Origin of the sequence: Mesorhizobium salmacidum (SeqCode) (genome assembly GCF_037179605.1) — a bacterium.
Lineage (GTDB): Bacteria > Pseudomonadota > Alphaproteobacteria > Rhizobiales > Rhizobiaceae > Mesorhizobium > Mesorhizobium salmacidum.
This window is the reverse complement of the sequence record NZ_JAPYKS010000001.1, coordinates 447,971-462,066: the sequence shown is the minus strand read 5'-3', so window position 1 is coordinate 462,066 and position 14,096 is coordinate 447,971. Positions and strand designations below refer to the sequence as shown.

10 protein-coding genes are annotated in these 14,096 nt (G+C 64.8%); 3 read left to right on the top strand and 7 right to left on the bottom strand.

Translation table 11 applies throughout. The annotated features are described in order from the left end of the window. Positions 1-218 precede the first annotated feature (218 nt). Positions 219-1,217: an ABC transporter ATP-binding protein gene (locus tag O7A60_RS02295; RefSeq protein WP_337104826.1), complete on the top strand. Its 999-nt coding sequence runs from the start codon at positions 219-221 to the stop codon at positions 1,215-1,217. Positions 1,218-1,476: 259 nt separating this feature from the next. Here O7A60_RS02295 and O7A60_RS02290 read toward each other — a convergent pair whose 3' ends face one another. From O7A60_RS02290 to O7A60_RS02270, 5 genes are all read right to left on the bottom strand, one after another. Beyond that, positions 1,477-2,322 carry a fumarylacetoacetate hydrolase family protein gene (locus O7A60_RS02290; RefSeq protein ID WP_337104825.1) on the bottom strand — a complete coding sequence of 282 codons (846 nt, stop codon included), beginning with the start codon at positions 2,320-2,322 and terminating at the stop codon, positions 1,477-1,479. 200 nt (positions 2,323-2,522) lie between these two features. Next, positions 2,523-3,254, bottom strand: a complete 732-nt coding sequence (locus O7A60_RS02285; RefSeq protein ID WP_337104824.1) for an SDR family oxidoreductase — start codon at positions 3,252-3,254, stop codon at positions 2,523-2,525. A gap of 226 nt (positions 3,255-3,480) precedes the next feature. After that, the gene (locus tag O7A60_RS02280) at positions 3,481-5,853 is read right to left on the bottom strand and encodes an aldehyde dehydrogenase family protein (protein ID WP_337104823.1); all 2,373 of its coding nucleotides are present in this window, start codon (positions 5,851-5,853) and stop codon (positions 3,481-3,483) included. Positions 5,854-6,090: 237 nt separating this feature from the next. Then, positions 6,091-7,137 (bottom strand): deoxyribose-phosphate aldolase, encoded by a 1,047-nt coding sequence (gene deoC, locus O7A60_RS02275; RefSeq protein WP_337104822.1) that lies wholly within the window; start codon positions 7,135-7,137, stop codon positions 6,091-6,093. A 203-nt stretch (positions 7,138-7,340) separates the two neighbouring features. After that, positions 7,341-8,168 carry a ferredoxin--NADP reductase gene (locus tag O7A60_RS02270; protein WP_337104821.1) on the bottom strand — a complete coding sequence of 276 codons (828 nt, stop codon included), beginning with the start codon at positions 8,166-8,168 and terminating at the stop codon, positions 7,341-7,343. 219 nt (positions 8,169-8,387) lie between these two features. Here O7A60_RS02270 and O7A60_RS02265 point away from each other — a divergent pair, with 219 nt between their 5' ends. After that, positions 8,388-10,472, top strand: coding sequence for a hydantoinase/oxoprolinase family protein (locus O7A60_RS02265; RefSeq protein ID WP_337104820.1), 2,085 nt, complete (start codon positions 8,388-8,390; stop codon positions 10,470-10,472). Position 10,473: 1 nt separating this feature from the next. Further along, positions 10,474-12,207 (top strand): hydantoinase B/oxoprolinase family protein, encoded by a 1,734-nt coding sequence (locus O7A60_RS02260; protein ID WP_337104819.1) that lies wholly within the window; start codon positions 10,474-10,476, stop codon positions 12,205-12,207. A 144-nt stretch (positions 12,208-12,351) separates the two neighbouring features. Here the strand turns inward: O7A60_RS02260 and O7A60_RS02255 are convergent, their stop codons facing one another. Both O7A60_RS02255 and O7A60_RS02250 read right to left on the bottom strand, forming a co-directional pair. Continuing rightward, on the bottom strand, positions 12,352-13,008 hold the full coding sequence (locus O7A60_RS02255) for a methionine ABC transporter permease (protein ID WP_140715543.1): 657 nt from the start codon (positions 13,006-13,008) through the stop codon (positions 12,352-12,354). Beyond that, positions 12,989-14,071, bottom strand: a complete 1,083-nt coding sequence (locus O7A60_RS02250) for a methionine ABC transporter ATP-binding protein (protein WP_337104818.1) — start codon at positions 14,069-14,071, stop codon at positions 12,989-12,991. Before O7A60_RS02250 ends, O7A60_RS02255 begins: the two co-directional genes overlap by 20 nt. Positions 14,072-14,096: the final 25 nt, after the last annotated feature.

The following is a 14,096-nucleotide window of genomic DNA, read 5'->3' as shown; positions in this document are numbered from 1 at the left end:
AGGCTGTCGTCGTCAGCGCTCTACGGCGCCCCCCTCTGTCCTACCGGACATCTCCCCCTCAAGGGGGGAGATCGACTGTCTCGGTTGCCTTCGCCGATCACCAACATTGCAAGAAGAAAGCCTGGGTCGACGCTGCCAATCTCCCTCCTTGAGGGGGAGATGGCCGGCAGGCCAGAGGGGGGTGCTTTCGCGCCCACGCATCAATTTGGAGGACTGCCGTGGGCTCGTTGAAGATCGAGAACGTGAAGAAGGCCTTTGGGCCGGTCGAGGTGCTGAAGGGCATCGACCTAGAAGTGACGGATGGCGAGTTCGTCGTCTTTGTCGGGCCTTCGGGCTGCGGCAAGTCGACTTTGCTCCGCGTCATCGCCGGGCTGGAGGATTCGACCTCGGGCCGGGTGCTGATCGATGGCGGCGACGTCTCCGTCACGCCGCCGGCAAAACGCGGCATCGCCATGGTGTTCCAGACCTATGCGCTTTATCCGCATCTGACGGTGAAGAAAAATATGGGCCTCGGCCTCAAGCAGGCGAACACGCCGGCGGCGGAGATCGATCGCCGCATCGGCGTCGCCTCGTCCATGCTGTCGCTGGAGCCCTATCTCGAAAGGCGGCCGGCGGAGCTCTCCGGCGGCCAGCGCCAGCGCGTCGCCATCGGCCGCGCCGTGGTGCGCGAGCCAAAGCTGTTCCTGTTCGACGAGCCGCTGTCGAACCTCGATGCGGCACTGCGCGTCAACACGCGGCTGGAAATCGCGCAGCTGCATCGCCGGCTCAAGGCGACGATGATCTACGTCACCCACGACCAGGTCGAGGCGATGACGCTCGCCGACAAAATCGTTGTGCTCAATGCGGGCCGAATCGAGCAGATCGGCGGCCCGATGGAGCTCTACAATTCGCCGGCAAACGAGTTTGTCGCCGGCTTCATCGGTTCGCCGAAGATGAATTTCGTCGACGGCGCCCGGCTCGGCGAGACGGCCAAGACCATCGGCGTGCGGCCCGAGCACCTGACCGTCGATCCCAAATCCGGCGCCTGGAAGGGCACGGTCGTCCATGCCGAGCATCTCGGCGCCGACACCAATCTTTACCTGGATTGCGAGAAGGCCGGCCTGATCACCGTGCGGATTTTCGGCGTCTACGACGCCGAACCCGGCGCCACGCTCTATGCGACGCCGGATGCGGCGAAGACGTATCGGTTCGGGGCGGATGGGAAGGTGCTGAAGTAGGGCGCGCCGGTACTTCTTCCCTTCTCCCCCTGTGGGGTGAGCAGCCGGTTCGCGAAGCGAATTCATCGTGCCAGTGGCACGATGAAAGGCCGGCGAACGCCGGGACGCTGCGGAGCAGCGGGGACCCGGCTGGTGGATCGGCCACCACCCGGCCCTTCGCAGGCTCAGGGCGTTCGAAGCTCGAAAAGCCAAGCAGTTGGCTTTTCGTCCGCTGCGCGGACCGCTTCTCACCCCACAGGGGGAGAAGGGAAGGGCGCGCTTAAACGTCGGCCTTGAACGTCTGCTTCTGCTGGCCGAGCCCCTCGATACCCAGCTCCACCACATCGCCGGCCTTCAAGAACACTGGCGGCTTCATGCCGAGGCCGACGCCGGGCGGGGTGCCTGTCGAAATAATGTCGCCGGGGTGCAGCGACATGAACTGGCTGAGATAGGAGACGAGATAGGCAACGCCATAGACCATGGTCCTGGTCGAGCCGTTCTGCATCGTCTTGCCGTTGACCGTCAGCCACATTTTGAGGTTGTGCGGGTCGGCCACTTCGTCCTTGGTCACCAGCCACGGGCCGGTCGGGCCGAACGTGTCGCAGCTCTTGCCCTTCGTCCACTGGCCCTGGCGCTCGGCCTGGAAGGCGCGTTCCGACACGTCGTGCGCGACGCAATAGCCGGCGACGTAGTCGAGCGCATCGGCTTCGCTGACATATTTGGCTTTTCTGCCGATGATCACGCCGAGCTCGACTTCCCAGTCGGTCTTCTCGGAACCACGCGGGATCAGCACGTCGTCGTCCGGGCCGACGATGGCCGAGCTTGCCTTCATGAAGATGATGGGCTCAGGCGGCACGGTGGCGCCCGTTTCTGCGGCATGGTCGGAATAGTTGAGGCCGATGCAGATGAACTTGCCGGTGCCGGCAACGCAGGCGCCAAGGCGCGGCTTGCCGGAAACCACCGGCAGCGACTTCGCGTCGAGCTTCGACAGCATATCCAGCGAGGCCGGATGAAGCGTGGTGCCGGCAATATCGGCGACATGGGCGGAGAGATCACGGATCGTTCCATCCGCATCGAGCAGGCCGGGACGTTCGCTCCCCATCTCGCCATAGCGCAGCAGTTTCATGCATCTTCTCCTGATTGCGGCCTCATGGCCGTTCTACAACTCTCCGCCGAGGCATCAGCCCTTCTGGAACCGGGCGGACCGTAGCCACCGGCCTGCTTCACGACAAGCGCGGACAGCCTGTTTTGACGGCCGGCGAGCGGGATTTTCAGACTTCGCGATCCCTCGTCAAACCCGATCTTCCCGTTGTCCGCGGGCGGCGCTCAGATCGACCAGCCGCCGTCGATATTGTAGGCCTGCCCCGATGTGTAGGTGGCGCCGGCCAGGTAGACGGCGAGATCGGCGATTTCCTCCGGCGTGCCGAGCCGGCCCATCGGCTGGCGGGCGATGAAGGCGGCGCGGGCGGCGTCGTAATCGCCCTGGGCGTGCATGCGGTCCTGCAGCGACGGGCTTTCGACGGTGCCGGGGCAAATGGCGTTGCAGCGTATGCCCTTGCCGACATAGTCGGCGGCGACCGCCTTGGTCAGGCCGATGACCGCCGCCTTGGTGACGCCATAGGCGAAGCGGTTCGGCACGCCCTTGGTCGAACTGGCGAGCGAAGCCATGTTGATGATCGATCCGTCGCCGCGCTCCAGCATGCCGGGCAGCACCGCCCGGATGGTGCGGATCATGGCGCGTACATTGAGATTGAAGGCGAAATCGAGATCGGTGTCCTTCATCTCCAGGATCGAGCCCGAATGGACGAAACCGGCGCAGTTGAACAGCACATCGACGGCGCCGATCTCGGCGAAGGCGGTATTGACCGCCTCGTCGTTGAGCACGTCGACCTTGCGGGTCTTGATGCCGGAGGCCTTGGCGAGTTCCGCCAGCAGCGTCTCGTTGATGTCGGTGGCATGGACGGTGGCGCCGGCCTTGGCAAAGGCCAGCGCGCTTGCCTTGCCGATGCCTTGCGCCGCCGCCGTGATGACAACGACCTTGCCTCCCAGATCCGCCATATCTTTTCCTCGCCTGCTTGGGTCAATTGCCTTTTATCGGCGGCCGGCGAAGGCGTCATGTGCCAGTCAGGCGCGATCGTCCGGCCTGTGCCAGTTCACTGATAAAGATGTTTTTTCTCGTTAAAGAACATATGTTCGGGCGTCAAGCCCGAACGATCACCAACCGCAACAGAGCTCCAGGCATGTCGTTGTCCCAAAACCGCTGCGCACTTTTGGGCGACATGCCTTAGTCCCCGTAAGGCACCCAGACATTCTTCACCTCGATGGCGCGGCGCAGCAAGGCATCGCCGGCGGCTTCTTCCGAGGTCCAGTCGAGGCTGCGGCCATTGCCGCTCCAGACGCGCTTGAGGTTGCCGATGGAGTCGGCTTCCGCCTTGGCGCAGGTCTCGGCGTCAGTGAACAGCCAGAGCCCGTCGACGTCGTCGTGCTTGGCCAGCACGCCGGCAAGTTCGGCGCTGCGGCCGGTTACGATGTTGATGGCGCCGGCCGGCACGTCGGAATATTCGATGACCTGATAGAGATCGGTGGCGAGCAGCGGATAGCGCTCGGATGGCACGGCGATCACCGTGTTGCCCATGGCCAGCGCCGGCGCGACCAGCGAGATGAAGCCGAGCAGGGGCTGATTGTCCGGCGCGACGATGCCGACGACACCGACCGGCTCATGCAGCGCCAGCGTCACGGCTCGGGCCGGCGGCTGGTGGATGCGGCCCTCGAACTTGTCGGCGAGGCCGGCATAGAGAAACAGCCGTTCGATCGAGAGCTCCACCTCGTCGCGCGCGGCCTTGGCATTGGCCCCGGTCAGTTCGGTGAGGCGGGCGGCAAACTCGCTTGCGCGGCCGGAAAGGTTCTCGGCCAGGTAATAAAGCACCTGGGACCTGTTGTAGGCGGTCGCCTCCGGCCAGCTCTTGCAGGCGCGGGCGGCCGAAACCGCATCGCGGATATCCTTGCGGCTGCCGAGCCCGACTTCGCCGGCGAGTTTGCCCTTGGCCGTCGCGACGGCAATCGAGTAATTGCCGTCGGGGCGCACTTGCTTGCCGCCAATGAACAGCTTTGCCGTGCGGTCGATTGCCACGCCATCGGCCTGCTCGACGGGCTGCGCGGAGGATGTCGCCGGTTTGATGACCGGGCCGAGCGGCAGTTTCGCCGCGAGATATTCGAACATGCCCTCGCGCCCGCCTTCGCGGCCGAAGCCGCTTTCGCGATAGCCGCCGAAGCCGCAGGCGGCGTCGAACATGTTGGTGCCGTTGACCCAGACCACGCCGGCCTTCAGCTGCGGCGCCACATGGAGGGCAAGATTGACGTTCTCGCTCCACACCGAGGCGGCCAGGCCATAGCGCGTGTTGTTGGCGAGCTCGATCGCTTCCTCGGTGTTGCGGAAGGTCATGGTGGCGAGCACAGGCCCGAACACTTCTTCCTGCGCCAGGATATTAGCCGGCGAAACGCCAGTGGCGAGCGTCGGCAGATGATAGTAACCCGACGACGGCAGCGTCGCATCCGGCTGCCAGCAGACGGCGCCCTGCCTGGCGCCCTCGGCGATCAGTCCCTTGACGCGGTCGAGCTGGGTCAGGTCGACCAGCGGGCCGATATCGGAGTTCTTGTCGAGCGGGCTGCCGACACGCAGTCGGCTCATCCTGACCTTGACCTTGGCGATCAAGGCGTCGGCGATGCCTTCCTGCACCAGCAGGCGCGAACCGGCGCAGCAGACCTGGCCCTGATTGAACCAGATGCCGTCGACCAGCCCTTCCACGGCGCTGTCGAGATCGGCGTCCTCGAAGACGATGAAGGCGGACTTGCCGCCGAGCTCCAGCGACAGTTTTTTCCCTGACCCCGCCGTGGCCTTGCGGATGATCTTGCCGACCTCGGACGAGCCGGTGAAGGCGATCTTCTGGATGCCGGGGTGGTTGACAATCGCAGCACCGGCTTCCGGACCGCCCTGGACGATATTGACGACGCCCTTCGGCACACCGGCGCGTTCGCATATCTCGGCGAACAAGATGGCGGTGAGTGGCGTGAATTCGGCGGGCTTCAGCACCACGGTACAGCCCGCCGCAAGCGCCGGCGCGATCTTCCAGGCCAGCATCAGCAGCGGAAAGTTCCACGGGATGATCTGGCCGACGACGCCGACACCCTTGTGGCCGGGAAAATCCCGGTCCAGCGCCTGCGCCCAGCCGGCATGATGGATGAAATGGCGGATCGCCAGCGGCACGTCGATGTCGCGGCTTTCGCGGATCGGCTTGCCGTTGTCGATTGTCTCCAGCACCGCGAACAGGCGCTGGTGGCGCTGCATGGCGCGGCCGATGGCGTAGAGCGCTTTCGCGCGCTGGTAGCCGGTGCTGGCGCTCCATTTCGGCAGCGCCTTGGCTGCTGCGGAGACCGCGGCGTCAATATCGGCGGCATTGGCGTCGGAGACTTTGGCCAGCAGCTTGCCGGAAGATGGCTCGCTGGTGTCGAAGGTCTTGCCGCCGCTCGCCGCCTTCCAATCGCCGCCGATGAACAGCGCCTTGCCGAAATCGCGCGCCGCGAGCCAGGCATCCGCCTCGTTACGAGCCTCCGGCGCCGGGCCGTATTCCATGGCGTGATAGCGTTCGAGAATGTTCATGGATTTGTTCCTTGCAGGCTGATCCGAAGCCTAGCACCCCTCATCCGACCGAGCTTCGCTCGGCCACCTTCTCCCACAAGGGGAGAAGGGAAAGCGCACGTCTGCGGGCCAGCGAGTTGCTCACGATAGTACTTGATCGACAGGCCGAGGCAGAACTTTTCCTTCTCCCCTTGTGGGAGAAGGTGTCGCCGAAGGCGACGGATGAGGGGTGTTCCAGCCATCACCGCGTCGATCAGCTCAAGCCATCGCGTGGCGATGATTGGCCGAATAATGCCCGGTCAGATGGTGCTCGAGCTGACGCTCGATGTCGGTCAAAAGACTCGAGGCGCCGAAGCGGAACAGGTCGGGCTCCAGCCACGGCCGGCCGAGTTCTTCCTTCATCAGCACCAGCCAGTCGAGCGACACTTTCGCGGTGGAAATGCCGCCGGCCGGCTTGAAACCGATGAGATAGCCGGTTTCCTCGAAATAGGCCCTGATGGCGCGCACCATGGCAAGCCCGACGGGCAATGTGGCGTTGACACTTTCCTTGCCGGTCGAGGTCTTGATGAAATCGGCGCCCGCCATCATCGCCACCATCGAGGCAAGCATGACGTTGCGCAGCGTGGCGAGATCGCCGGTTCCCAAAATGACCTTCAGATGCGCGTCACCGCAGGCGGCGCGCATCGAAACGATTTCGTTGTAAAGCTCGCGCCACCTGGCGCCGAACACCAGGCCGCGCGGAATGACGACATCGATCTCGTCGGCTCCGTCCTTCACCGAGGCCTCGATCTCCTGCAGCCGGGTCGACAGCGGCGCCAGACCATGTGGGAATGCGGTGGAGACGGCGGCGACGTGGATGCCGGTGCCGCGCACGGCGTCGACCGCCGTGGCGACGAAGGGATGGTAGACGCAGACGGCGGCCGGCCGGATGGTTTCGCCCGCAATGCCGAGGCCTTCCATGATGTCGCGGCGCAGCGGGTTGATCGCCTTGGCGCAGAGCCGGCGCACGCGCTCCTCGGTGTCGTTGGAGTTGAGCGTCGTCAGGTCCATGCAGGCGATCGCCCGCAGCAGCCAGGCGGCCTGGTTGTCGGCCTTGATCGAGCGCCGCTTGGTCAGGCTGGCGACGCGGCGCTCCAGCGCCGAGCGGTTGACGCTACGCACCGATTCCAGAAAACCGAGGTCGAGTTTCAGGCCCGGATTGCGCGCGATGTGATGGTCCAGCGGCACCGGCGTATTGGCGGCTGCGCGTGCCGGCAGCGGCGTCACCTTGGTGCCAAGATCGGCTTCGCGGATTGTGCTGCTCATCTCCTGCCCTTTCGTTCAGCGGCGTGCGCTCTTGGTGCGCATCGTTCTCCCAAAACCTAGACACTTTTGGGCGACACGCACGACGATAACCCGCGAAGCCGCGCTTCACGAGTCCTCAGGCGAGGGATAGCTGAAAAAGGCCGCGAAAGCAGCTGATTTTTGACCGGAAGGTCAAAATCAGGTTTCCGGGAGACGCGCCGGCCTCAGCCGACGAAGGCGCGTTCGACGACGAAGCTCGCGGGATGGCTGAGCGAACCTTCCTGGAAACCGAGGCTTTCGGCCAGCTCCTTGACGTCCTTCAGCATGTGCATCGAGCCGCAGATCATGATGCGGTCGGTCTCGGGATCGAGCTTCTCGATGCCGAGATCACTGTAGAATTTGCCGGAGCCGATCAGCGCGGTGATGCGGCCCATGCGTGCCGAATCCTCGCGGGTCGTTGAATTGTACAGCGTGACGCGGCCGGCGGTCAGTTCGCCAATCAGAGGGTCGCTTTCCAGTGCCGCCACCAACTCCTGGCCGTAGATCAGCTCGGCATTGTCGCGGCAGGTGTGGGTCAGGATCAGCTGATCGAATTTCTCGTAGGTGTCGGGGTCGCGCAGCAGGCTGGCAAAGGGCGCGATGCCGGTGCCGGTCGAGATCATGAACAGGCGCTTGGCCGGGGTCAGCGCGTCGACAACCAGCGTGCCGGTCGACTTCTGGCGCATGATGACCGTGTCGCCGACCTGGATCTTCTGCAGTTCCGAGGTCAGCGGGCCGTCCGGCACCTTGATCGAGAAGAATTCCAGCTCTTCGTCCCAGGCCGGGCTGGCGACGGAGTAGGCGCGATATACCGGCTTCTCGGCATTAGGCAGGCCGATCATCACGAACTCGCCCGAGCGGAAGCGCAGCGACTGCGGGCGCGTGATGCGAAACGAGAACAGCCGGTCGGTGTAGTGCTTCACCGAGACCACGGTTTCGGCGTAGACATTGGCCGGAATCGGAAACTGCAGCGGGCGGGCTTCAGCGGTGTTGAACGCGGGCGTGGTGTTCATCAATTCCAACCTTCTCGCCCAGTTACAGACGCGGGCGCCAAACTTTCCCGTGCGCGCCCGAACCATTCAGGTTCCGGCGTGCCATGCACGCTACCGAAGCGGTAAGCTCTTGTGTCCGGAATTTATTAGTATACAAACGATATTTGCGTCAAGATGCCGCCGTAAAACACCTTTCCAAACTGTGGCATATCCGTAGTCCCAGCATTTCGGGTTTCGACAATGAAAGAGAATTTTTCGGTGCAGCCGCCGGATTCCCTGGGCAGCGTCGTCGCCGGCATCGACGTCGGCGGAACCTTCACCGACCTGCTCCTGATCGACGGCAAGGACGGTGGCAAGGTGTATCTGGCCAAGACCCCGACCACGGTCGACAACCAGGCCTTTGGCGTGGTTTCGGCGCTTGGCGCCACCGGCTTTCCGATCGACGGCATCGACCTCATCGTGCATGGCACGACCACCACCACCAATGCGGTGCTGGAGCGCCGGCTGGCCAAGACCGGCATGATCACCACGCGCGGTTTTCGCGACGTGATCGAGCTTGGCCGGCGCACGCGGCCGCAGCCCTACGGCATGACGGGCACGTTCGTCCCGGTCATCCCGCGCAATCTGCGCCTCGAAGTGTCCGAGCGCGTCGAGGCATCAGGCGCCATCCGCACGCCGCTTGACGAGGACGAGATGCGCGAGGCGGTGAAGACGCTGATCGCGGCCGGCTGCGAATCCCTCGTCATCCATTTTCTGCATTCCTACGCCAACCCTTTGCATGAGCGCCGCGCCGCCGAAATCGCCGCCGAGCTTTGGCCGAATGGCTACATCACCACCGGCCATGCGCTGCTGTCGGAAGCGCGCGAATTCGAGCGCGGGGTGACGGCATCGATCAACGCCTCGGTGCAGCCGATCCTGGAGCGCTATGTCGAACGCCTGCGCACGGAATTGGCCGACAAGGGCTATGCCCGCGATTTTCTCATCATGAACGGCAATGGCGGCATGATTTCGGCCCGCTTCGTCACACGTGAATCGGCCAAGACGGTCATGTCGGGCCCCGCCTCCGGCGTCATCGCCGCCGCCTATACGGGCAAGCGCGCCGGCTTCGAAAACCTCGTCACCTACGACATGGGCGGCACCTCGACCGACGTGGCGCTGATCCGCAACGCCGAACCGGCTGTCTCGAACGAGATCGAGATCGAATATGCCATGCCGATCCATGTGCCGATGGTGGCGGTGCATACGGTGGGCGCCGGCGGCGGCTCGATCGCCCGCGTCGATGCGGCCGGCCTGATCCAGATCGGCCCGGAAAGTGCGGGCGCCAATCCCGGCCCGATCTGCTACGGGCGCGGCGGCACCGAGCCGACGATCACCGACGCCAATCTGGTGCTCGGCCGGTTGGCGCCGAAGAAGCTGCTCGCCGTCGACAATCCGGTCACATCAGAGCGCGTCACCGGTATCTTCGAGGACAGGATCGGCAAGGCGACGGGCCTGTCGGGTGTCGAGGCGGCGGGCGCGGTGCTCAGGCTCGGCAACATGAAGATGGCCGGCGCCATCCGCATGGTCTCGGTATCGCGTGGCCATGATCCCCGCGATTTCGCGCTGTTCGCCTTCGGCGGCGCCGGGCCGCTGCATGCGACGGCGCTCGCGCGCGAACTCGGCCTGCCCAAAGTGCTGGTGCCAGCGCGTCCCGGCATCACCAATGCGCTCGGCTGCGTCGTCGCCGATCTGCGCCATGACTTCGTCAACACCGTCAACCAACCCGTGGCCGTGCTTGATGAAAGCCAGCTCCACCGAGTATTGGAACGGCATCGTAACGAAGGCGAGGCGCTGATCGCCAAGGAAGCGGTGAGGCCGGAAACGATCCGCGTCACCCACTCCACCGACATGCAATTCGTCGGCCAGACCCACATCATCAACGTGCCGTTGCCGTCCTCGTCGGTTACCCGGCACGAATTGCAGTCCCTGTTCGAAAAAGCCTATTTCGCCCGCTTCAAGGTGGAGCTGCCGGAAATCCGCGCCAATCTCGTCAACCTCAACACCTCGGTCACCGGCGTGCGTCCGGCGATCGACTTGTCACGCCTGATCGATCCGGTCGGGCGGGCAAAGACGCTCGACGAGGCGCGGCGCGAGATCAGGCCGGTCTGGTATGGCGGGCGCTGGCATGACACGCCGGTGTATATCAGGGAAAAGCTGCCGCTCGACGCGGTCATCGAAGGCCCGGCGATCCTCGAACAGATGGACGCGACGACCGTGCTCGAACCCGGCGACCGCGCGCGATCGGACGCCGACGGGAACATCATCATCGATATTGGCGAGGCCTGAAATGAAGCTCGACGCCATTACCCTTTCGGTTCTCCAGGCCGCGTTGCAGCAGGTCTGCGACGAGATGGACCTGACCTTTTCGCGCGCCGCTTTCTCGCCGGTGATCGCCGAGGCCAATGACCGCTCGGACGGCATCTATTCGGCCGTCGATGGCTCGCTGATCGCACAAGGCAGCCAGGGCCTGCCGGTGTTTGTCGGCGTCATGCAATATTCGACCAGGACGGTGATCGAGATGATCGCCGATGGCCGCTGCCTGCCGCCTGAGCCGGGCGACATCTATATCGTCAACGACCCCTATCTCGGCGGCACGCATCTGATGGACGTGCGCTTCGTCATGCCGGTCTACCGCGACGAAAAGATCTTCTGCTGGTTGTCGAACACAGGCCATTGGCCCGATATCGGCGGTTCGGTGCCGGGCGGCTTTTCGGCCTCCGCCACCGCGGTCGAGCAGGAAGGCCTGCGGCTGCCGCCGGTAAAGCTGTTCAAGAAGGGCGTGCTCGATCCCGAAATCTACGCCATCATCTGCTCCAACATCCGGGTTGCCGACCAGCGCATCGGCGACATCCGGGCCCAGGCCGCCGCGCTGCTGATCGGCCAGGACAGGCTCAATGGAATCCTGGATCGTTACAGGGATGAAACGGTTGTCGAAGCGATCGCCGAACTGCGCCGCCGTGCCGCCGAACAGATGCGCGCCAACATAGCGGCCATTCCCGACGGCACCTACCGCTCCAAGGCCTTTGTCGATTCCGACGGGGTGGTCAACGAGCCGCTGACCATCGCGCTCGCCGTCGACAAGAAGGGCGACACGCTGATCTTCGATTTTTCAGGGTCGTCAAAGCCCTGTGCGGGGCCGATGAACAGCGTGCTGGCGACGACCCTGTCCTCGGTCTATCTCGCCATGCGCCACATCTTCCCCGATGTGCCGATCAGCGCCGGCGCTTTCGAGCCCCTGATCGTCAAGCGGCCGGAAGGCACCTTCCTCGACGCGAAGTATCCGCGCCCCGTGTCGGGCTGTGCGGCCGAAGTGTCGCAGCGCATCGCCGAGGCGGTGTTCGCGGCCATGGTGCAGGCATTGCCGGACAAGGTGACGGCCGCACCTGCCGGCTCCAGCGGTAATTTCGCGCTCGGCGGCAACGATCCCGCGCGCGGCCGCGATTACGTCATGTACCAGATCTCCGGCGGCGGCTATGGCGGCAATTCAGGCCATGACGGCCTCACCAATGGCTGCTCGACCATCGGCATCTCCAAGTCGCCGCCGGTCGAGATCATGGAGCAGGCCTTTCCGGTGCTTTACCGGCACTATGCCTTGCGCGAAGGCTCGGGCGGCGCCGGCAAGCATCGCGGCGGTTTTGGTCTCGCCTACGAGGTCGAGATCCTGCGCGGCGAGGCGCGTGCCTCCTTCGTCATGGACCATGGCCGCTTCGGCCCGCAGGGCGCCCTTGGTGGTGGGAATGGCGAGCCCAACAGCGTGATCGTCTTCCGCAATGGAGAGGAACACGTACCGCCGCACCTCTCCAAGGAGCAGGACATCTCGCTAAAGGCGGGCGACCGCGTCCGCGTCGGCACGCCGGGCGGTGGCGGCTATGGCGATCCGCGTGAGCGCGATGCCGATCAGGTGCTGCGCGATGTGGCCCTGGGGTACTATACCCCGCGGCAAGCTCGGGAAAAATTCGGCGTCGTGCTGTCGGCAGGAACCGTTGATCGCGAAGCAACGGAAAAGCAACGCGCCGGCTAAAACTGTCGATCCTTGTGCCGTTTCTCACCGCGCCGTGATCGCCGCGGCACATGTCGTTTCCGTCTCCGACGACGATCGAAAAGACAGCGCATTTGCGGTTGCCGTTCACCTCGGGGAGGCTCCGGTCAACGTTCAGCCGGCTCATCACCCCCGCCGATCCAGTCTCGCCACCAGCCGGTCACCTACCCACTGGATGCCGCAGACCAGGATGATCAGCACGATCACCACGGCGATCATCACCGACGTCTCGAACCGCTGATAGCCGTAGCGGATGGCGAGGTCGCCCAGCCCGCCGGCGCCGATGGCGCCCGCCATCGCCGAGGCGCCGATGAGTGTGACCAGCGTCACCGTGAAGCCGGCGACGATGCCAGGCAGCGCTTCCGGCACCAGCACCTCGCGGATGATCGTCCAGCGGTTGCCGCCCATGGCGCGCGCCGCCTCGATCAGGCCGTGGTCGACCTCGCGCAGCGACACTTCGGCGATGCGCGCATAGTAGGGCGTGGCGGCGATCGACAGCGGCACGATCGCCGCCCATGTGCCGATCGACGTGCCGACGATCAGCCGTGTCACCGGGATCAGCGCCACCAGAAGGATTATGAAGGGCACCGAGCGGAAGCCGTTGATGACGGCGCCGAGCACGCGGTTCACCCACGGGCTTTCGGCAATGCCGCCGCGTTCGGTGGCAATCAGCGCCAGCCCGAGCGGCAGGCCGCAGACCAGGGAAATCAGGCCGGAGGCGGCCGTCATCAGCACCGTCTCCCAGATCGATCGCAACAGAAGCTCAAACAGGATCGGCGACATGGCCAAGTACCTCCACCCGCGCCTGGCGGGACTTCAGGAATGTGATCACTTCTGCGAGGTGGCTTGCGTGATTGCCGGGGATGGAGAGGAACAGCGTTCCCACCGGCTGTTGCTGGATATGGTCGATGCCGCCATGGATGAGGCGAAAAGCACCGGGCACGGCGGCGGCGAGGTCGGACAGCAGCGGCGCCCGCGCGGCCTCGCCTGCCACGTCGACGCGCAAGATCGTTTCGGTGCCGCCCGCCGGCAGCAGCCGCGCCGCCAGCTCCGGCGGAAGCTGCGGGCGGATGGCGCCGAGCAGGCTGCGGGTGATCTCGGAACGTGGATCGGCGAACACCGACCAGACTGGCCCTTCCTCGACAATGCGCCCGGCGTCGATCACCGCCACGCGGTCGGCGATCGAGCGGATCACCTCCATCTCATGGGTGATCAGCAGGATGGTCAGGCCGAGCCGCCGGTTGATGTCTTTCAGCAAGGCAAGGATGGAGCGGGTCGTCTCCGGGTCGAGCGCCGAGGTCGCCTCGTCCGACAGAAGCAGCGCTGGCCGCGCGGCAAGCGCCCTGGCAATGCCGACACGCTGCTTCTGGCCGCCGGACAGCGACGCCGGATAGGCTTTCGCCTTCTCCGACAGGCCGACGAGATCGAGCAGTTCTGCCGCTCGCTTCAGCCGCTCCGCCTTCGGCCGGCCCTCGATCTTGAGCGGCAGCGCCACATTGTCCTCGACCGTCTTGGCCGACAGCAGGTTGAAATGCTGGAAGATCATGCCGATGCGCCGCCGCAGCGGCTGCAGGTCGCGTTCGCCAAGCCGGCTGATCTCGCGGCCCTCGATGAAGACCTCGCCGGAATCGGGACGCTCCAGCCCGTTCAGGCAGCGGATCAGCGTCGATTTGCCGGCGCCGCTGCGGCCGATAATGCCGAGGATCTCCCCCTTGCGCACCGTCAAGGAAATGCCGTCGAGTGCCGCCGTCGCGCCGAAACGGCGCTTCAGGTCGACAAGCCGCACCACGTCCTGTGTAGCGGCCTGATCCCCGGGCTCGGTGGTTGCGGTGAAATGCTGGTTCATAGGCGGATCCTGAAAATACGATCGC

What these genes read in the sequence shown, in the direction of transcription:
- O7A60_RS02290 (WP_337104825.1), bottom strand. Translation starts at nt 2,322, where the DNA reads ATGAAACTGCTGCGCTATGGCGAGATGGGGAGCGAACGTCCCGGCCTG.
- O7A60_RS02285 (WP_337104824.1), bottom strand. Translation starts at nt 3,254, where the DNA reads ATGGCGGATCTGGGAGGCAAGGTCGTTGTCATCACGGCGGCGGCGCAA.
- O7A60_RS02280 (WP_337104823.1), bottom strand. Translation starts at nt 5,853, where the DNA reads ATGAACATTCTCGAACGCTATCACGCCATGGAATACGGCCCGGCGCCG.
- deoC (WP_337104822.1), bottom strand. Translation starts at nt 7,137, where the DNA reads ATGAGCAGCACAATCCGCGAAGCCGATCTTGGCACCAAGGTGACGCCG.
- O7A60_RS02270 (WP_337104821.1), bottom strand. Translation starts at nt 8,168, where the DNA reads ATGAACACCACGCCCGCGTTCAACACCGCTGAAGCCCGCCCGCTGCAG.
- O7A60_RS02265 (WP_337104820.1), top strand. Translation starts at nt 8,388, where the DNA reads ATGAAAGAGAATTTTTCGGTGCAGCCGCCGGATTCCCTGGGCAGCGTC.
- O7A60_RS02260 (WP_337104819.1), top strand. Translation starts at nt 10,474, where the DNA reads ATGAAGCTCGACGCCATTACCCTTTCGGTTCTCCAGGCCGCGTTGCAG.
- O7A60_RS02255 (WP_140715543.1), bottom strand. Translation starts at nt 13,008, where the DNA reads ATGTCGCCGATCCTGTTTGAGCTTCTGTTGCGATCGATCTGGGAGACG.
- O7A60_RS02250 (WP_337104818.1), bottom strand. Translation starts at nt 14,071, where the DNA reads ATGAACCAGCATTTCACCGCAACCACCGAGCCCGGGGATCAGGCCGCT.